The 17,234-nt window shown below is 71.4% G+C and carries 17 protein-coding genes and 2 tRNA genes; 7 read left to right on the plus strand and 12 right to left on the minus strand.

From position 1 onward, the window contains the following. Positions 1 to 395, minus strand: a 395-nt coding sequence (locus tag QQA02_RS07465) for a GntR family transcriptional regulator (RefSeq protein ID WP_284863922.1), incomplete at its 3' end; no start/stop codon positions are given. A gap of 1 nt (position 396) precedes the next feature. Then, the gene (locus QQA02_RS07470) at positions 397 to 1,863 is read right to left on the minus strand and encodes a hypothetical protein (protein ID WP_284863924.1); all 1,467 of its coding nucleotides are present in this window, start codon (positions 1,861 to 1,863) and stop codon (positions 397 to 399) included. A 132-nt stretch (positions 1,864 to 1,995) separates the two neighbouring features. On the opposite strand from QQA02_RS07470, the gene pdxS reads away from it, so the two are divergent. Then, positions 1,996 to 2,904: a pyridoxal 5'-phosphate synthase lyase subunit PdxS gene (gene pdxS / locus QQA02_RS07475; protein ID WP_284863926.1), complete on the plus strand. Its 909-nt coding sequence runs from the start codon at positions 1,996 to 1,998 to the stop codon at positions 2,902 to 2,904. Then, on the plus strand, positions 2,901 to 3,536 hold the full coding sequence (pdxT, locus tag QQA02_RS07480) for a pyridoxal 5'-phosphate synthase glutaminase subunit PdxT (RefSeq protein ID WP_284773583.1): 636 nt from the start codon (positions 2,901 to 2,903) through the stop codon (positions 3,534 to 3,536). Before pdxS ends, pdxT begins: the two co-directional genes overlap by 4 nt. 12 nt (positions 3,537 to 3,548) lie before the next feature. On the opposite strand, the gene QQA02_RS07485 is transcribed toward pdxT, so the two are convergent. Further along, positions 3,549 to 4,235 carry a uridine kinase family protein gene (locus tag QQA02_RS07485; protein ID WP_284863928.1) on the minus strand — a complete coding sequence of 229 codons (687 nt, stop codon included), beginning with the start codon at positions 4,233 to 4,235 and terminating at the stop codon, positions 3,549 to 3,551. Positions 4,236 to 4,381: 146 nt separating this feature from the next. Between QQA02_RS07485 and dsdA the strand changes: the two genes are divergently transcribed. Then, on the plus strand, positions 4,382 to 5,671 hold the full coding sequence (gene dsdA, locus QQA02_RS07490) for a D-serine ammonia-lyase (RefSeq protein WP_284773585.1): 1,290 nt from the start codon (positions 4,382 to 4,384) through the stop codon (positions 5,669 to 5,671). A 6-nt stretch (positions 5,672 to 5,677) separates the two neighbouring features. Here the strand turns inward: dsdA and QQA02_RS07495 are convergent, their stop codons facing one another. Beyond that, on the minus strand, positions 5,678 to 7,675 hold the full coding sequence (locus QQA02_RS07495) for a choice-of-anchor I family protein (protein ID WP_284863930.1): 1,998 nt from the start codon (positions 7,673 to 7,675) through the stop codon (positions 5,678 to 5,680). Between the two features lie 212 nt (positions 7,676 to 7,887). Here QQA02_RS07495 and fabG point away from each other — a divergent pair, with 212 nt between their 5' ends. Then, complete coding sequence (gene fabG / locus QQA02_RS07500) at positions 7,888 to 8,670, plus strand: 3-oxoacyl-ACP reductase FabG (protein WP_284863932.1); 783 nt, start codon at positions 7,888 to 7,890, stop codon at positions 8,668 to 8,670. 95 nt (positions 8,671 to 8,765) lie between these two features. Here the strand turns inward: fabG and QQA02_RS07505 are convergent, their stop codons facing one another. The 5 genes from QQA02_RS07505 to QQA02_RS07525 all read right to left on the minus strand — a co-directional run bounded on the left by QQA02_RS07505 (position 8,766) and on the right by QQA02_RS07525 (position 12,030). Continuing rightward, the gene (locus QQA02_RS07505) at positions 8,766 to 9,440 is read right to left on the minus strand and encodes an ATP-dependent Clp protease proteolytic subunit (RefSeq protein WP_423777744.1); all 675 of its coding nucleotides are present in this window, start codon (positions 9,438 to 9,440) and stop codon (positions 8,766 to 8,768) included. Positions 9,441 to 9,469: 29 nt separating this feature from the next. Then, positions 9,470 to 10,108, minus strand: a complete 639-nt coding sequence (locus QQA02_RS07510; RefSeq protein WP_284863985.1) for an ATP-dependent Clp protease proteolytic subunit — start codon at positions 10,106 to 10,108, stop codon at positions 9,470 to 9,472. A gap of 121 nt (positions 10,109 to 10,229) precedes the next feature. Further along, the gene (tig, locus tag QQA02_RS07515; RefSeq protein ID WP_284863933.1) at positions 10,230 to 11,612 is read right to left on the minus strand and encodes a trigger factor; all 1,383 of its coding nucleotides are present in this window, start codon (positions 11,610 to 11,612) and stop codon (positions 10,230 to 10,232) included. Positions 11,613 to 11,663: 51 nt separating this feature from the next. Then, positions 11,664 to 11,737, minus strand: a tRNA-Pro gene (locus QQA02_RS07520). A gap of 218 nt (positions 11,738 to 11,955) precedes the next feature. After that, positions 11,956 to 12,030 (minus strand) — tRNA-Gly (locus tag QQA02_RS07525). A 184-nt stretch (positions 12,031 to 12,214) separates the two neighbouring features. Between QQA02_RS07525 and QQA02_RS07530 the strand changes: the two genes are divergently transcribed. The 3 genes from QQA02_RS07530 (at position 12,215) to QQA02_RS07540 (ending at position 15,540) form a co-directional block, all read left to right on the plus strand. Continuing rightward, on the plus strand, positions 12,215 to 13,057 hold the full coding sequence (locus QQA02_RS07530; RefSeq protein WP_284863935.1) for a DUF1542 domain-containing protein: 843 nt from the start codon (positions 12,215 to 12,217) through the stop codon (positions 13,055 to 13,057). A gap of 240 nt (positions 13,058 to 13,297) precedes the next feature. After that, positions 13,298 to 14,617, plus strand: coding sequence for an Nramp family divalent metal transporter (locus QQA02_RS07535; protein WP_284863937.1), 1,320 nt, complete (start codon positions 13,298 to 13,300; stop codon positions 14,615 to 14,617). Positions 14,618 to 14,703: 86 nt separating this feature from the next. Next, the gene (locus QQA02_RS07540) at positions 14,704 to 15,540 is read left to right on the plus strand and encodes an aldo/keto reductase (protein WP_284863939.1); all 837 of its coding nucleotides are present in this window, start codon (positions 14,704 to 14,706) and stop codon (positions 15,538 to 15,540) included. A 30-nt stretch (positions 15,541 to 15,570) separates the two neighbouring features. On the opposite strand, the gene QQA02_RS07545 is transcribed toward QQA02_RS07540, so the two are convergent. The 3 genes from QQA02_RS07545 to QQA02_RS07555 all read right to left on the minus strand — a co-directional run bounded on the left by QQA02_RS07545 (position 15,571) and on the right by QQA02_RS07555 (position 17,146). Further along, the gene (locus tag QQA02_RS07545; RefSeq protein WP_284863941.1) at positions 15,571 to 16,047 is read right to left on the minus strand and encodes a ribose-5-phosphate isomerase; all 477 of its coding nucleotides are present in this window, start codon (positions 16,045 to 16,047) and stop codon (positions 15,571 to 15,573) included. Positions 16,048 to 16,173: 126 nt separating this feature from the next. Continuing rightward, entirely contained in the window at positions 16,174 to 16,437 is a 264-nt protein-coding gene (locus QQA02_RS07550; protein ID WP_284773593.1) for a hypothetical protein, read from the minus strand. A gap of 94 nt (positions 16,438 to 16,531) precedes the next feature. Continuing rightward, positions 16,532 to 17,146, minus strand: a complete 615-nt coding sequence (locus QQA02_RS07555; protein WP_284773594.1) for a mycothiol-dependent nitroreductase Rv2466c family protein — start codon at positions 17,144 to 17,146, stop codon at positions 16,532 to 16,534. Positions 17,147 to 17,234: the final 88 nt, after the last annotated feature.

Here is a 17,234-nt window from a genome sequence, read left to right on the forward strand (position 1 = left end):
GGGGTCAGCAGCAGCGGCGCCGCGGCGCCGGTGCGGCGACCGGACGGCGGGGCGCCCGCGGAGAAGTCGTCCCCGTCGTGCGCGGGGTCCGCGACGGGCTGCGGGTCCGCGGCGGCGTCCCGCGGCGCGGCGCCGGGGACCGGGGTGAGCGAGAGGTCCGGCAAGCGCGGGTTGACGCGCGTGCCCGAGCGCGAGGTCACCAGGTAGCCCTCGCCGGTGAGCTGCTCGTAGGCGGCCACGACCGTGCCGCGCGAGACGCCGTGGCGCGCGGCGGCCACGCGGGTGGAGTCCAGGCGGTCACCCGGACGCAGGGAGCCGGCGGCGATGCGGGCGCGGACCTCCTCGACGATGCGGCCCGGCAGCGTGCCCGCCGGGAGCGCGGGATCGGCGGTCATCTCAGTACCGTGCCCCGCGGTCTCCGGCGCCGGCCCGTGCGATCCGCCACGCGGCGCGCACGTGGTCGACGACGGCGCCGGCGGTGGTGGGCAGCCCGTCGGCGGCCAGGCCCGCCGCCAGCTGGTAGAGGCCCACGGCCTCCAGCACCGGCCGGGCGTACGGCCCGCGCAGCTCGCCGGCCCGCCCCAGGTGGTCCCGCAGGCGCGGGTAGGCGTCCAGGTAGTCGTCGTAGCCGGGGTCGTGGGCGGCCACGCGCGCGGCGACGAGGCCGGCGAGCACGTCGCGCCCGCCGGGCAGCTCGCCCCAGGGCACGCCGGCGTCGATGACCGAGCCGCGCCCGCCGGGCAGGGCGACGATCGCGCGCCGGCCGGGCACGACGACGACCGCGTCCTCGGCGTCGGCACGCTCGAGCGCGTCCCGGAAGGTGCGGACCGAGGGCTCCCCGTGCTCGAGCAGGATCCCGCCGTGCGCCGTACGGATCTCGTCGCCGCGCACGGTCACCGGGGCGGCCTGCGGGGCCGGCCCCAGCGGCTCGGCGCCCTCGACGTCCTCGGGGCAGAGCACCCGGGCCGCCCCCGCGGACAGCGCGGCGCGCGCCCGCAGCCGGCCGGGCGCCCCGGTGTCGGCCACGGCCACCACGGCCCGCCGCTCGAGGGTCTGCGGCACCGACGGCAGGTCGAGCGGGCGCTCCAGCTGGGCGTCGCCGGCGGCCACCCGCCGGTAGTGGAACACCGTGTCGCCGGGGCACCGGCCGGGCGGGAGGCCGGAGTCGGCGGTCGCGACCACCTGGCCGCAGTACGGGGAGAGCACGTGCACGGCGGTGCGGAGGCCCGCCGCGAGCGTGACCGTGGCCGTGACGTGGCGGTCCAGGACGCCGTGGGCCATCGGCTCATCCGGCTCGCCGAAACCGCGCTTGTGCACCATCACCGGCGCGGGCACGGAAGCCTCATCCGGCTCGCCGAAACCGCGCTTGTGCACCATCACCGGCGCGGGCACGGAAGCCTCGTGCGGATCGACGCCGGCGGGCGTGCCCACCGAGAGCACCCGGGTGCGCTGGCTGCGCGCGTCGTCGAAGAGGTCGGCCTGCACCGGGCTGAGCGGGCCGGGTCCGAGGTTCTCCACGATCAGGCGGTAGCCCACCGCGACGGGCTCGGAATCCAGCACGCGCGCCCCGACCTCGGTCCAGCCCTCCGCGGTGACCGGCGGGAAACCGTGGCATTCACCGGCCACGGCGCCGCAGACGTCCACGGGCATGCCCGCCTCGACCAGCCGGCGCGCCTCGCCGCGCACGGCCGCAGCCAGGGTGTTGTCACCGAGGATGAAGAGCACGCGCACCTGCTCGGGGAGGAACGGCTCCAGCGCGCACAGCTCCCGGACCACCCGGTCGACGGCCAGGGCCAGCGCCGTGTCGTCCCGGACGTCGCGGGGCACCCGTTCCAGGGCGGATGCGGGGTAGAAGAGCGACATACCTGCGACGGTACCGGGCGCACGCGACGGCGACCCACGCGGCGTCGGAAATTAAACCCGGCGTGTGGTCTATTTTTCTGGTTTGTTTTTGGACTTCTCAGTGGACCACCCCGCGGGCGCAGAATGGTCCTCATGTCTGATAACAACGATGTAACTGGCACCACCCAGGGCTCGCCGCTGGTCAAGCGCGGCCTGGCCGACATGCTCAAGGGCGGCGTGATCATGGACGTGGTCACCCCGGAGCAGGCGAAGATCGCCGAGGACGCCGGCGCCGTAGCCGTCATGGCCCTCGAGCGCGTCCCCGCCGACATCCGCGCCCAGGGCGGCGTGGCCCGCATGTCCGACCCGGACCTGATCGACGGCATCATCGACGCCGTGTCCATCCCCGTGATGGCCAAGGCACGCATCGGCCACTTCGTCGAGGCACAGGTCCTGCAGTCGCTCAAGGTGGACTACATCGACGAGTCCGAGGTCCTCTCCCCCGCCGACTACGTCAACCACATCGACAAGCAGAAGTTCACCGTGCCCTTCGTCTGCGGCGCGACGAACCTCGGTGAGGCGCTGCGCCGCATCGCCGAGGGTGCCGCGATGATCCGCTCCAAGGGTGAGGCCGGCACCGGCGACGTCTCCGAGGCCACCAAGCACATCCGCACCATCAACAAGGAGATCGCGCAGCTGGCCGGCGCCAGCGAGGACGAGCTCTACGTGCGCGCCAAGGAGCTGGCCGCCCCCTACGACCTGGTCCGCGAGGTCGCCCAGGCCGGCAAGCTGCCCGTGGTGCTCTTCACCGCCGGCGGCATCGCCACCCCGGCCGACGCCGCGATGATGATGCAGCTCGGCGCCGACGGCGTCTTCGTCGGCTCCGGCATCTTCAAGTCCGGCAACCCGGCCCAGCGCGCCGCCGCGATCGTCAAGGCCACCGCCGCCTACGAAGACCCGGACGTCATCGCCGAGGTCTCCCGCGGCCTGGGCGAGGCCATGGTCGGCATCAACGTCGCCGACCTGCCCGCCCCGCACCGCCTGGCAGAGCGCGGCTGGTGAGTCGCGCGGAGGCCGCGCCGACCGTCGGTGTGCTCGCCCTGCAGGGCGGCGTCGCCGAGCACGCCGAGCTCCTGGAGAAGCTGGGCGCCACGGTGCGCCTGGTGCGCCGGCCCGGTGACCTCGAGGGGCTGGACGGCCTGGTGCTGCCCGGCGGGGAGTCGACCACGATCGACCGGCTGACGCGCATCTTCGGGCTGCGCGAGCCGCTGATCGCCGCCGTGCGCGAGGGACTTCCGGTGCTGGGCACCTGCGCGGGTCTGATCCTGCTCTCCGCCGAGGTCGGGGACCCGGCCGCTGGCCAACAGGTCCTGGGACTCCTCGACGTCACCGTGCGCCGCAACGCCTTCGGCCCCCAGGTCGACTCCGCCGAGGCGGAGCTGCCCTGGACGCCGGCCGGCGGCGGCGCGGCGAGCGTGACCGCGGCCTTCATCCGTGCGCCCGAGGTCATCCGCCTCGGCGACGGCGTCGAGGCCTGCTCGGTGCTTGTCGACGCCGAGGGGCGCCGGCGCGTGGTCGGCGTGCGCCCGGGCGCGGTGACCGGGGTGTCCTTCCACCCCGAGCTGACCGGGGACGAGACCGTGCACGCGGAGTTTCTCGGACGGGTGCGGGCGCACGCGGGGGCGCGCGTCTAGCCGTCCAGCCGGCTAGCCGCGGGGCCGGCCGCGGGTTCCGTCCGCGGCGAGCACCCCGCCCGCCGGCGGGCGGGTCTCGCCCACGGTGCCGAGCACCGCGAGGTCGGCGAGATCCCAGGGGCACCGGGACGCGAGGAACGGGCGCTCCTCGGTCTGCCAGTCGTCCCAGAAGCGGGTGGCCGCGTCCTGATCGCGTACGCCCGCGTCGACCTCGCGGGCGATACCGCGGCGACGCTGCTCCTCGACGTCGCCGGTGACCCAGACGCTGAAGTCCGCCAGCGGCGCGATCGCGTCCGTCAGCGCACCGGTGCCCTCGACGATGAGCAACCGGGGTCCCGCGGGCACCTGCACCGATCCCCCACGCCCCTCGGCGACCCAGCCGGGCGGCCGGTAGTTCACCGCGTCGCCGGCGAGCAACGGTTCGATGATGTGCGTGACCAGCAGGTCGTGCCACCCGAAGCGCGAGTGATGCCAGGCGAGGTCGTCGGTGGCCACGACCGCCGCCGGACGGCCGGAGCGGGTCGCCTCGTCCGCGAGAGCTGCCGCCAGGGTGGATTTCCCGGCGCCACCGCGGCCGTCGATCAGCACGACCCGGCGGCCCCGGCCTGCGGGCAGCAGGTCGGCGAGCGGCCTCGGGGTGAAGGGCCCGAGGTGGGGCTCACCCGGGCCGGGGTCGAACAGCGCCGTCGAACTCGGCATCAGATGGTCCTTCCTGGCCTCGGCGGCAGGCCTGCGGTATCCGGGACACGGGAGTCACCGCAGTGTAGCGGACACGGCGGGCTGATGCTTCGTCTCAGACGACGGGTGTGCGCCGGACCCGGCTTGATCCCGGCACAATGGCGGGCATGGACCCCGTCATCGCCCGGCTCGCCGCCGCCGAGGCCACCTCCTGGCTGCGCGCGCAGCCCCTGGCCCCGGGCTGGGCCGGCGACGCCGCCCTCGACGCCCGGATCGCCCGGGCGCGCGCCCGCTTCTCCCGCTTCGCCGGCTGGTTCTCGCGGACCTTCCCGGACTCCGCGCCCACCGGCGGCGTCCTCGAGTCGCCGCTGGTGTGCGCGCCCGCGCTGCAGGCCGCGCTCGAGGACGACCTGGGTGCACCGCTGCGCGGCCGGCTCTGGGTCAAGCGCGACGACCTGCTGCCGGTCTCCGGGTCGGTGAAGTCTCGCGGCGGCATCCACGAGGTGCTCGAGTACGCCGAGGAGGTGCTCCAGGCCGCGGGCCTGGACGCCTCGGACGCCGGCATGCCCGCGGGCAAGAAGGCGCTGGCCGGGCACACAATCGCCGTCGGCTCGACAGGCAACCTGGGCCTGTCCATCGGGCTGGTCGGCGCCGCGCTCGGCCTGCGCGCGGTGGTGCACATGTCCCGCGACGCGAAGGGGTGGAAGAAAAAGCTGTTGCGCGAGCGCGGCGCCGAGGTCGTCGAGCACGCCGGCGACTTCTCCGCGGCCGTGGCCGCCGGGCGCCAGCAGGCAGCAGACCAACAAGACACCCACTTCGTCGACGACGAGGCCTCGCTCTCGCTCTTCGCCGGCTACGCCGTGGCCGCCGGGCGGCTGGCCGGCCAGCTGCGCGCACTCGAGATCCCCGTCGACCGCGAGCACCCGCTCGTGGTGCACCTGCCCTGCGGGGTCGGCGGGGCCCCGGGCGGGATCGCCTACGGGCTCTACCGCACCTTCGGAGCGGACGTGTGCTGCGTCCTGCACGAACCGGTGGCCGCACCGGCGGTCTTCCTCGGCGAGCGCTCGGGCCTGCGCGAGAAGATCAGCGTCGCCGAGATCGGCCTGGACGGGCGCACCGACGCCGACGGGCTCGCCGTCGGACGGATGTCGAGCCTGGTCCGCGGCGTCGTCGGCGGCCGCATCGACGGCTTCGCCACGCACTACGACGCCGAGCTGACCGGCCTGGTCGCCCGCGTACACGACGCCGAGGGCTGGCGCCTGGAACCCTCGGCGACCGCCGGGCTCACCGGCCCGTGGCGGGTGCAGGCCGACGCGGACTTCCTGCGCGCCCGCGGCCTGGACGGGGAACGCCTCGACCGGGCCACCCACATCGCCTGGTCCACGGGCGGGTCGATGGTCCCGGAGGAGGAGTTCGCCGCGCTGCTGGCGGCCGGCCGGGACGCGGCCCTGCGTTAGCGGGAGCTACCGTAGCGCCTGCTCGATCTGGGCGCGCAGCTGCGGGAAACGGTCACCCATGGCGTTGAGCAGCGGCTGGCCGAACAGGCCGAGCACGCCGAGCAGCCCGAGCACACCGGCCAGCACGCCGAAGACGGTGCCGGCTGAGTAGCCGAGGGCCGAGCCCGCGATGAAGTCGCCCTCCGAGGAGCTGTCCGCGGAGCCGTCGGCACCGTCGCCGCCGTCCGCGTCGTCCGCGTCGTCGGAGTCGTCGCCGTCCTCGACGCCCTCACCGGTGATCTCGAAGAGCGTGGTGGTCCCGGAGACCTCGTTGCCCACCACCAGCATGGGCTTGCCGTTGGGCGAGTCCTTGGCTGCGATGAACGCCAGGCCCTCCGGGCCGAGGTCACCGGCGCCCTCGGCGGAGCCGGTCTCGTCCGGGTCCACCGAGAAGTCGCGGTTGTTGACGTAGGTGACGAACTGGCTGCCCGCCGGGTCGGTGACGTCGTAGACGAAGATGCCGCCGACGCGCTCGAGCCCGATGAAGGCGTAGGTGCGCCCGTTGATCTCGCCGAGGGTGAGCCCCTCCGGCTCCGGGCCCTTGTTGTCGGAGCGGTCGTCGAAGGCGGTCTCCTCGTGGTTGGAGTTGAACACCAACGGCGAGCGCTCCGCGACGTCGGCGAGAATCTCCTCGAACTCGGCGCCCGAGTCGAAGACGCGGGTGCCGTCGGCGGAGTAGACGGAGAAGCCGCGGGTGCCGTAGGAGTAGAGCTCCTCGTAGCAGGAGCCGTCCCCGCTCAGGCCGTCGGCGAGCGTGATGTTGAGGCGGCCGAGGTTCTCGTCCTCCTGCAGGTCCTCGATGCCCTCGGCGTCGAGCCCGGCGAAGCCCTCGCACAGGCCGGGCAGCGGGCGGTCGAGGTAGTCGGTCTCGTCCGGGTCGCCCAGGTGCTTGACGCGGGCCTCCTCGGAGTAGGCGTCCCAGTCGCGGGCGTCGCCCTCGTTGGCGGTGACGAAGTAGGTGGTGCCGCCGGCCTGGTAGGCGCCGATGGAGTCCGGCTGGACCAGGCCCTTGACCGGCCAGTTGGCGATGTTGACCTTCTCGTCGCGGTCCGAGGCGTCCAGCCCGTTGCCCGGCTGGGAGTGGTCGACGGTGCCCAGCGGCAGGATGTCGGTGACCTGCGCGGCGGCGATGTCGACGACGGCCACGGCGTTGTTCTCCTGGAGGGTGACGTACGCGGTGCCGTCGACGGTAGCGATGTACTCCGGCTCGAGGTTCTGCGCGACGGTGGTGGTGTACTCCTCGCCGTCGACCTCCTCGGGCCCGAAGATGCGCACGCCCTCGGGCAGCGAGTCCTCGAAGGCGGTGAAGCCCGCGGTGCGCACGTCCGACTGCGCGGGCGCCTCGAGGCCCTCGGGCAGCGCGACGACGGAGACCGAGCCCTCCGGGTCGACGGAGTAGTCCTCCGCCGGCTCGCCCTCGTTGGCGACCAGGGCGCTGGTGCCGTCGGCGGTGATGGTGACCATGTCCGGGAGCGACCCGACGCCCACCCGGCCGAGCTCCTCGCCGTCGCCGGCGGCGTCGAAGAAGATCAGCGAGCCCGGCTCGGTCTTGTCGTCCGGCTCGACGGTGGCGGCGGCCAGGCCGTCGGCGCGCACGGCCACGGAGTTGACGGTGGTGCCCGCGCCCCCGTCGACGGAGTGCAGCAGCTTCGGCTCGGCGGGCTCGGAGACGTCGAGGACGTCGATCTTGCCGGACTGCGCGTTGACCACCATGACGCGCTGGCTGTCGGGGCGGTGGGCGACGATCTCGGCGGCGGACTCACCGAAGACGCCGGTCTCGTGGCTGCCGACGGGCTCGAGCCCGATGGCCGCGCCCGGTGCGGAATGCGTGACGGGATTGGCGACGACCGCGGCATGCGCCGGCGCTGCGTTGGTCACCGTGGCCAGACCGGCGATGCCGGTGGCCAGGGAGGTGCACAGGGCGACGCCGGTGCGGGCGGTGCGGAGGGACGGGCGGGAGGTCATCACAAGGCTCTTCCTGGTCGGCGGACAGACAACTGCCAGGGTCCCTGAGGCGTGCGAAGCCGCGGTGGCCGCGCGGTGACGCTGCAGCGGCCGCCCGGTGAACTCCCGGAGACCGCGCCCGCCGCGTGGCTAGCATGGATATTGAGTGATCATTCCGCGGGACGGGCCTGCCACCCGGGGAGGTCGACCGCGGCGACCGCGAGGAGCCCGCCATGTTCGACCTGACCGACCAGACCGCCGTCGTCACCGGAGGTGCCGCCGGCATCGGCCGCGCGATCGTGGAGATGCTGCGCGAGGCCGGGGCCACCGTCGTCATCGCCGACCTCGACCTCGAGGCCGCCGAACGCACCGCGAAGGAGACCGGCTCGCACGCCCGCCGCCTCGACGTCACCGACCGAAAGGCGGTCCACGAGCTGTTCGCCGAGGTCAACGAGACCTTCGGCGGCATCCAGATCCTGTGCTCGAACGCGGGCATCTTCCCGCAGGCCAGCCTGGAGACCATGACCGACGAGCAGTGGAACCACATCTTCGACGTCAACGTCCGCGGCGCCTTCGTCACCGTCCAGGAGGTGCTGCCGTACATGCGCGCCGCCGGCTACGGACGTGTGGTCATCACGACCTCGATCACCGGCTCGCACACCGGCTACCCCGGCTGGGCGCACTACGGGGCGACCAAGGCCGCCCAGCAGGGCTTCATGCGCAGCGCGGCCCTCGAGGTCGCCCGCGACGGCATCACCGTCAACGGGGTGGCCCCGGGCAACGTCGCCACGGAGGGACTGAAGGCGCAGGGCGAGGAGTACAACGCGCAGATGGCGCGTGCGGTGCCGGTGCTGCGCCTGGGCGACCCGCGCGACATCGGCGCGGTGGCCTGCTTCCTGGCCAGCCGCGAGGCCGGCTACATCACCGGCCAGGTCATCGTCGCCGACGGCGGCCAGATCCTGCCGGAGTCCCCCGAGGCGATCCTGCCCGCCCGCGGGAACGGGCACGACGCCTGAGCCGCGCGGTCTGATCCGCACGGAAAAAGCCGCGCAGCCGAAGCTGCGCGGCTCCACCTGCGGTGGCCCACCCCGGGGCCGCCTGAGCTGGACGACTAGTCGTGCAGCTTGCGGTAGCCGAAGACCTCATCGATGATGCCGTACTCCACGGCGTCCTCGGCGGTGAGGATCTTGTCGCGGTCGGTGTCGATGCGCACCTGCTCCGGGGTCCGGCCAGTGTGGCGGGCCAGCGTCTCCTCCATCTGGCGGCGCATGCGCTCGATCTCGGCGGCCTGGATCTCCAGGTCGGAGACCTGCCCCTGGGTGCCCTGGGTGGCCGGCTGGTGGATGAGCACGCGGGCGTTGGGCAGCGCGGCGCGCTTGCCCTTGGTGCCCGCGGCCAGCAGCACGGCCGCCGCCGAGGCCGCCTGGCCCAGGCAGACGGTGCGCACGTCGGGGCGTACGTACTGCATCGTGTCGTAGATCGCCGTCATGGCGGTGAAGGAGCCGCCGGGCGAGTTGATGTACATGGTGATGTCGCGGTCCGGGTCCATGCCCTCGAGGACCAGCAGCTGCGCCATGATGTCGTTGGCCGAGGTGTCGTCGACCTGCACGCCGAGGAAGATGATGCGCTCCTCGAAGAGCTTGGCGTAGGGGTTGGTCTCCTTGGTGCCGTAGGCGGACTGCTCGATGAAGCTCGGCAGGACGTAGCGCGACTGCGGCATCTGCATGCCCGGGGTCGGGCCCGACTGGGGAAGCTGCAGGCCACCGGCGGAAATCGGGTTGAACATTCTCTCTACCTCTCCTATCTGCTTCCCGCTCAGTTGCTCACGGAGCCCTGGACGGTCTCGATGACGTGGTCGACCAGGCCGTAATCCTTGGCCTCCTGGGCGGTGAACCAGCGGTCACGGTCGGAGTCCTTGACGATCTGCTCGTAAGACTGACCGGAGTGCTCCGCGATCAGCTCGGCCATCTCCTTCTTGGTCAGCGCGAACTGCTCGGCCTGGATGGCGATGTCCGCGGCGGTGCCGCCCACACCGGCCGAGGGCTGGTGCATCAGGATGCGCGCGTGCGGCAGCGCGAAGCGCTTGCCGGGGGTGCCGGCGGTCAGCAGGAACTGGCCCATCGAGGCGGCCAGACCCATGCCGTAGGTGGCCACGTCACACGGCGAGTACTTCATCGTGTCGTAGATGGCCATGCCGGCGGTCACGGAGCCGCCGGGCGAGTTGATGTAGAGCGAGATGTCGCGGTTCGGGTCCTCCGCGGAGAGCAGGAGGATCTGCGCGCACAGCTTGTTGGCGATCTCGTCGTTGACCTCGCTGCCCAGGAAGATGATGCGCTCCCGCAGGAGGCGCTCGTAGACCGAGTCACCCAGGTTCGCGCCCGCGTTCTCGGGGCCCATGGTGGTCCGTTCGCTCATGAGAGTCAGTCTCTCCTTTTTCTTCGTCCGTTTATTCAGGGTCCCAGGCTACCGCCGCACTCCCCCGGGATGCCGCCGTGTTCGCTGACAGCGTCGTCGGGGACGGAAAAAGGGGCCCGGGCGGTCCCGGGCCCCTTCTTCGCGGCGTGTCAGGCGGAGGTTACTTGTCCTCGGCCTCGGTGGTCTCGGTGGACTCGGCCTTGGCGTCGTTCTGCGCCTCGTCCTCCTCTCCGAAGTACTCCTCGGGGTCGACGGAGTTGCCGGCGTCGTCGGTCACCTTCACGCGGCAGATCGCGGCGGCCAGGGCCTTGCCGCGGCGGACGTCGGCGAACAGGTTGCCGATCTGGCCGGACTGGCTGATCTGCTGGACGAACTCGTTCGGGTCCATGCCGTAGGACTGGGCCGTGAACATGATGTGCTCGGTGAGCTCCTGCTGGGAGACCTCCGGCTGCTCCTGCTCGGCGAGGGCGTCGAGGAAGAGCTGGGTGCGCACGGCCTCCTCGGCGTTCTCGCGCTGCTCGGCGTCGAACTTCTCGCGGGTGGTGCCCTGCGCCTCGAGGACGGAGTTCAGGGCGGCCTCGTCGTGGGCCAGCTGGCCGAGCAGCTGGTGACGCTGGGCGTCGACCTGGGCGTCGACGACGGTCTGCGGCAGCTCAAACTCGGTCTCCGCGAGGACCTTCTTCAGGGTCTCGTCGCGGATGGCGGCGGCCTGGCCGGTCTTCTTGGAGTCCTCGACCTGCTTGCGGGTGGCGTCACGCAGCTCGTCGACGGTGTCGAACTCGGAGGCCATCTGGACGAACTCCTCGTCCAGGTTCGGCAGCTTGCGCTCCTTGGACTGCTGGACGTGGACGTTGACCGTGGCCTCCTTGTCGGCGTACTTGCCGGACTTGAAGGTGGTGGTGAACTCGTTGTCCTCGTCGGTCTTCATGCCGCGCAGCGCGGTGTCCAGGCCGTCGATGAGGTCGCCCTTGCCGATCTCGTAGTTGATGCCCTCGGCGGCGGCCTCGGGGATCTCCTCGCCGTCGACGGTGGCCTTGATGTCGATGACGGCGATGTCGCCGGTCTTCATCTTGCGCTTGGTGTTCTTCAGCTCAGAGAAGCGGCCGCGCAGCTCGTCGAGGGCCTCGTCGACGTCCTCGTCGGAGACCTCCAGGGCCGGGACGGTGACCTCGAGGGCGGAGAAGTCCGGGACCTCGATCTCGGGCTGGACGTCGACCTCGGCGGTGAACTCGACGTGGTCGCCGTCCTCGATCTCGGTGATGTCGACCTCGGGCTGGCCGATCGGCTTGACGTCGGCCTCCTTGACGGCCTGCTCGTAGCGCGACGGCAGCATGTCGTTGACGACCTGTTCGAGGACCGGGCCACGGCCGAAGCGGGCGTCGATCAGCTGGCGCGGGGCCTTGCCACGACGGAAGCCCGGGATGGTCACCTGCTGGGCGATGGCCTGGTAGGCCTTGTCGAACTCACCCTTCAGCTCATCGAACGGAACGTTGACGGTGAGCTTGACGCGGGTGTCGCTCAGCTTCTCGACGGAACTCTTCACGGAGTCACTCTCCTGGATCGGTGCGAAAGTCTCTTCTCGATGTTTCTTACGTCGGGGCGACAGGATTTGAACCTGCGACCCCCTGCTCCCAAAGCAGGTGCGCTACCAAGCTGCGCCACGCCCCGCGACGTTCGCCAAGCATACCGGCGGGGTCTGCGGGCGACCCACACCGGGGTCGCCCGCCGGGGCCAGGCCGCGGGGGACGCGGCGCCGCCCGGGCGGGCGACGTTGACAAGCGAGACACTCTACCGGAGAGGTGCGGGCCATGGGCGGGCGGGCCGGGAAACGGCCAGGAGACGACTGCGCCCCGCCGACGCTCAGGGCGGCCGGCGGGGCGGTCAACTGGAGGGAACGACGGGAATCGAACCCGCGTCTTCAGCTTGGAAGGCTGAGGTATTAGCCACTATACGACGTTCCCAGTGGCAGCCAGCCTAGTGCAGAGGCCGCGGACGGGACAAACGCCCCGTTCGTGCGCGCGCAGTCGCCGATGCTGCCCGGGTGCACTTCCCGGGGCGATTCATGCGCCGCGGCCGGAACTTTCCGCGGGCCTGGCGCGTTGAAGCAGACGAGAACCTTCCCCGCCAACGAAAGTGGGTCATTCAGTGTCCTTTCTGCTCCTCCTCATCGTCATCGGCGCCGGGATCGCCATCTGGGCGCAGTCGAACAAGAAGAAGGAGATCGGCCGCGAGCGTGCCTCCTTCGCCGACGCGCAGGCCGACGCCCGCCGCTGGATCGAGCGCCTCGGCTCGCAGGTGCTGACGCTCTCCGGCAACGACACCGCCTCCACCCAGGCACTGGCCGACGCCTCCGAGCGCTACAACGCCGCCTCGGCCGCCATCGGACAGGCCGAGACGGTCAAGCAGGCGCAGCTCGCCCGCGAGTCCGCGCTCGAGGGCCTGCACTACGTCAACGCGGCCCGCGAGATCATGGGCCTGCCCGCGGGCCCCGAGCTGCCGCCGCTGGCCGGCCAGCGCGCCGCCGGCAAGGTCACCGAGCGCCGCACCATCGAGCACGACGGCCAGCAGATCACGGCCTCGCCCGAGGCGAGCGCGGACACCCCAAACTACTACCCCGGCGGCAAGGTCGCGGGCCGCCCGGTTCCGGCTGGCTGGTACTCGACCCCGTGGTGGGCCCCGGCCATGGCCACCGGCCTGTGGACCGCCGGCTCGGTGATGATGTTCTCCGCGCTCTTCTCCGGCATGTCCGGCGTGGGCTACTCCGCCCACGCCTTCGAGGACGGCTACGGCTCCGGTTACGAGGACGGCCTGGCCGACGGCGCGGAGGGCGCCGACGGCGACATGGGCGACGCCGGGGACATAGGCGACGGCGGCGACATGGGTGGAGACACGGGCGGCGACGGCGGCGGCTTCTTCGGCGGTGACGGCGGAGGGTTCGACTTCGGCGGCGACGGCGGGGGCTTCGACTTCGGCGGCTTCGACTTCTAGCCTGCACCCCTCCTTAATCTCCCACTTCCCCACCGACCCCCGGACGTCAGTCCGGGGGTCTCGTGCTGCACGGGGTGGGGCGCGCCGACGGGGAGCGGCGGGACGTCGGCAATTACCCCGCCCGGCATGCGCTGATACCTAAACCGGTTCAGCAACCGAAAACCCAGAAAGTGATTCACCTCACCCGTTAAGCTGGCCTTGTTTCGCACCGCAACCAACACCGTCAGGGAGGTCAGGACCGTGAGCAACGACAGAACCGAGATGACCGGGACGGGCCCGGCAGACACCGCGGGCGCGGGGCAGCCCACCGCCGTCGGGGACGACTCCGCCGGCAAGCCGCTGCGCAGCTGGACCGTCGTCGGCCCGGGCCTGGTCGCCGCGGCGACCGCGGTCGGGGCCGGCGACCTGGTGGCCACCCTCGTCGCGGGCCAGCGCTTCGGCTACGCCCTGCTGTGGGCGTGCATCGTCGGCACGGTGATGAAGATCGTGCTGGTCGAGGGCGTCGGACGCTGGACCCTGGCGACCGGGCACACCCTCTTCCACGGCTGGCACTCCATCGGCCGCTGGACCACGTGGTACTTCGCGCCGTACATCATCATCTGGGGCTTCGTCTACGGCGCCGCCGGCATGTCCGGCACCGGACTGGCGCTCAGCGCGCTCTTCCCCGGCACCTCGCTGACCATGTGGGCGATCATCTCCGGCCTGGTCGGCTTCGCCCTGATGTGGATCGGGCGCTACCGGCTCTTCGAGAAGATCATCGCCGTGCTCGTCGGGGTCATGTTCGTCACCGTCGTGGGTATCTCGACGCTGACGTTCCGTCACCTGCCCGAGATCATCACCGGCCTGGTGCCCACCGTGCCCGAGGGCTCCTTCGTCTACGTCCTCTCGCTGGCCGGCGGGATCGGCGGCACGATCACGCTGGCCGCCTACGGCTACTGGCTCTCCGAGAAGGGCTGGGGCGGCGCCGGCTGGATGCGCGTGATGCGCCTCGACAACACCGTCTCCTACATCGTCACCGGCATCTTCGTCATCGCGATGCTGCTCATCGGCGCCGACATGCTCTACAGCGCCAACCTCGCCGTCTCCGACTCCGACCAGGGCCTGGTCGACCTGGCCGGGGTGCTCGAGGAGCGCTACGGCAAGGCGATGTCGGTGATCTACCTGGTCGGATTCCTCTCCGCCGCGTTCTCCTCTGTGCTCGGCGTGTGGAACGGCGTGTCCCTGATGTTCGCCGACTACCTCGGCCACCTGCGCGGGCTGCCCGAGGGCCACCCCGACACGCACTCGGGCGGAAAATACTACCGGATCTACCTGTTCTGGCTGACCTTCCCGCCGATGCTGCTGCTCATCCTGGGCAAGCCGACCGCGATCATCATCGCCTACGGTGCACTCGGCGCGTTGTTCATGCCGTTCCTCGCACTCACGCTGCTCATCCTGCTCAACTCCGACCGGGTGCCCGCGCGCTGGCGCAACGGCTGGTTCCTCAACACCGTCATGTCGGTCATCCTGATCGCCTTCGCCGCGCTGTGCATCCACGAGCTGATGGGCATCTTCGGCTGACGCCCGCGGACGCGCCGACGGGGAGCGGCGGGACGTCGTCAATCGACCGGCCACGCGCGCGGCGGCGCCTCTGGCACACTGGGCCCATGAGCGACAACGTCCCCACGATCACCCTCAACGACGGACACGAGATCCCGCAGCTGGGCTTCGGCTCGTACAAGGTCGACAACGACACCGCGGAGGAGGTCGTCGGCCTCGCGCTGCAGGCCGGCTACCGGCACATCGACACCGCCGGGTTCTACGGCAACGAGGAGGGCGTGGGCCGCGCGATCGCGGCCAGCGGCATCCCGCGCGAGGAGATCTTCGTGACCACCAAGCTGTGGAACGACCGCCACGGCGACCCGGACGCGGCGCTGGCCGAGTCGCTGGAGAAGCTCGGCCTCGACTACGTCGACCTCTACCTCATCCACTGGCCCTGCCCCGCCCAGGACCTCTACCTGAAGGTCTGGGACCGCTTCATCGCCGCGCGCGAGACCGGGCTGGTGCGCTCGATCGGGGTGTCGAACTTCCTGCCCGAGCACCTGGACAACCTGCTGCGCCACTCCCCCGTGCCGCCGGTGGTCGACCAGCTCGAGCTGCACCCGGCCTACCAGCGCCGCGACGACGTCGCGTTCTGCCGCGACCACGAGATCGCCGTCGAGGCCTGGGGCCCGCTCGGCCAGGGCAAGTACCCGCTGCTCGAGGACCCGACCGTGACCCGGGTCGCCGAGGCCCACGGCGTCGGCGCCGGCCAGGCGGTCATCCGCTGGCACCTGCAGCACGGGCGGGTCCTCTTCCCGAAGTCCTCGAACCCCGAGCGCATCCGCGCCAACATCGACGTCTTCGGCTTCGAGCTGACGGACGAGGAAATGGCCGCGGTCGACGCACTCGACCGCGGCCTGGAGGGGCGCGTCGGACGCGACCCGAACAAGATGGAGCCTTAAGAGGGAGGCCTCCAATCAGAGGCCCGGGGGCTACTCCTCCCCGGGCAGCGCCGGGGCCACCCCGGTGCGCTCGTACTCGGAGAGGATGTCGATGCGGCGCTGGTGGCGCTCCTCCTTCGACCACTCGGCGCCGATAAAGGCGTCGACGATCTCGAGGGCCTCCTCGACGGAGTGCATGCGCCCGCCGATGCCCATCAGCTGGGCGTTGTTGTGCTGGCGGGCCAGCTGGGCGGTCTCGACGGACCAGGTCAGGGCGCAGCGGGCACCCTCAACCTTGTTCGCGGCGATCTGCTCGCCGTTGCCGGAGCCGCCGAGCACGATGCCCAGGGAGCCCGGGTCGTTGACCGTGCGGCTGGCCGCCTCGATGCAGTAGGCGGGGTAGTCGTCGGCGGGGTCGAGGGTGTGGGCGCCGCAGTCGATGACCTCGTGACCGGCGGCCTTCAGGTGCTCAGCCACGGCGTTCTTCAGGTCGAATCCGGCGTGGTCTGCTCCAAGGTAAACGCGCATGCACTGCAGTCTAGCCGCCCCGACACCGGCTTTGGACTCCGTGTTGTTTTCCGCCCCCGCGGCCACCCCTGCTGCTTCTGGCCTGTCGCCCAGGGCCGCCCCGTCGGACGGCCATCGCCGCCGCGCCTAGCGCAGCGCGCCCTCCCGGTCGCGGCGCCGGCCCAGCACCCGCCAGACCAGCCACACCCCGCCGGCCAGGAGCACCAGCGGCACCAGCTTCATGAACCACGCCAGGCTGATGAACACGGCCATCAGCAGCGCGATCAGGGAGACACCCACACACACCGCACCGGCGGCCAGGGAGAGCGTCGCCGAGCGACCCCAGCTGTAGTACGCCAGGCCACCGGCGAGCACGGCGATGACGAGGGTGACGGTGAAGGTGCTGAACACGGATCCTCCGGGAGACGGGTCATCGTTCGGCTGAATATTTTACCGCCCCGCCCCCGCCCGTCAGGCAGAGGGGAAAGTCGGAAACCCGCTCCTCCTAGACCTGCGGGTTCTCCATGCGCGAGCGCTTGAGCTCGAAGAAGTAGGGGTACTGGGCCAGGCGCACCGCGGCGTCGAAAATCTCACCGGCCTCCTCGCCGGTGGGCACACGCGTGATCACGGGGCCGAAGAAGGCGTTTTCGCCCAGCTTGATCACCGGGGTGCCCACCTCGTCGCCGACGGACTCGATGCCGGCGTTGTGGAACTTGCGCAGCTCGTCGTCCCAGTCCTCGGTGTCGGCGACCTTCTGGTAGTCGGAGGACAGGCCCACCTTGGCCAGTGCCTCGGCGATGACCTCGTTGTAGGCGCCATAACCCTTCTTGCCGCCCTGGCCACCGGGGTGCACCAGCTCGCCCATGGTGGTGTAGAGCTCGTCGACCTTCTCGGGATGCTCGGTGGCCACCGCGGCGAAGACGCGGGCCGGGCCCCAATTGGCCTCCATCATCTTCATGTACTCCGGGTCGAGGTCGCGGCCGTCGTTGAGCACGGACAGGCTCATCGGCTGCCAGGTGATCTCGATGTCGCGGACCTTCTCCACCTCCTTCATCCAGCGGGAGGTCTGCCACGCGAACGGGCAGGAGACGTCGAACCAGAAGGTGACGGACTGGGTCATGGGGTGATTCCTCTCTGTCGGGTGACTTCGCGGGCCAGCCTAACCGCACTCCCGCGCCCACGGCCCGTGCGCGCCCCCGCCGGTGACT

The organism is Corynebacterium sp. MSK006, from assembly GCF_030232385.1.
In the GTDB taxonomy this organism is placed as follows: Bacteria; Actinomycetota; Actinomycetes; order Mycobacteriales; family Mycobacteriaceae; genus Corynebacterium; species Corynebacterium frankenforstense_A.

Excerpts from the sequence above, each read along its gene's own strand:
- QQA02_RS07540 (WP_284863939.1), top strand. The coding sequence starts at position 14,704 with ATGAGCGACAACGTCCCCACGATCACCCTCAACGACGGACACGAGATC.
- fabG (WP_284863932.1), top strand. The coding sequence starts at position 7,888 with ATGTTCGACCTGACCGACCAGACCGCCGTCGTCACCGGAGGTGCCGCC.
- dsdA (WP_284773585.1), top strand. The coding sequence starts at position 4,382 with ATGGACCCCGTCATCGCCCGGCTCGCCGCCGCCGAGGCCACCTCCTGG.
- QQA02_RS07485 (WP_284863928.1), bottom strand. The coding sequence starts at position 4,235 with ATGCCGAGTTCGACGGCGCTGTTCGACCCCGGCCCGGGTGAGCCCCAC.
- QQA02_RS07555 (WP_284773594.1), bottom strand. The coding sequence starts at position 17,146 with ATGACCCAGTCCGTCACCTTCTGGTTCGACGTCTCCTGCCCGTTCGCG.
- QQA02_RS07495 (WP_284863930.1), bottom strand. The coding sequence starts at position 7,675 with ATGACCTCCCGCCCGTCCCTCCGCACCGCCCGCACCGGCGTCGCCCTG.
- QQA02_RS07545 (WP_284863941.1), bottom strand. The coding sequence starts at position 16,047 with ATGCGCGTTTACCTTGGAGCAGACCACGCCGGATTCGACCTGAAGAAC.
- pdxS (WP_284863926.1), top strand. The coding sequence starts at position 1,996 with ATGTCTGATAACAACGATGTAACTGGCACCACCCAGGGCTCGCCGCTG.
- QQA02_RS07505 (WP_423777744.1), bottom strand. The coding sequence starts at position 9,440 with ATGTTCAACCCGATTTCCGCCGGTGGCCTGCAGCTTCCCCAGTCGGGC.
- QQA02_RS07470 (WP_284863924.1), bottom strand. The coding sequence starts at position 1,863 with ATGTCGCTCTTCTACCCCGCATCCGCCCTGGAACGGGTGCCCCGCGAC.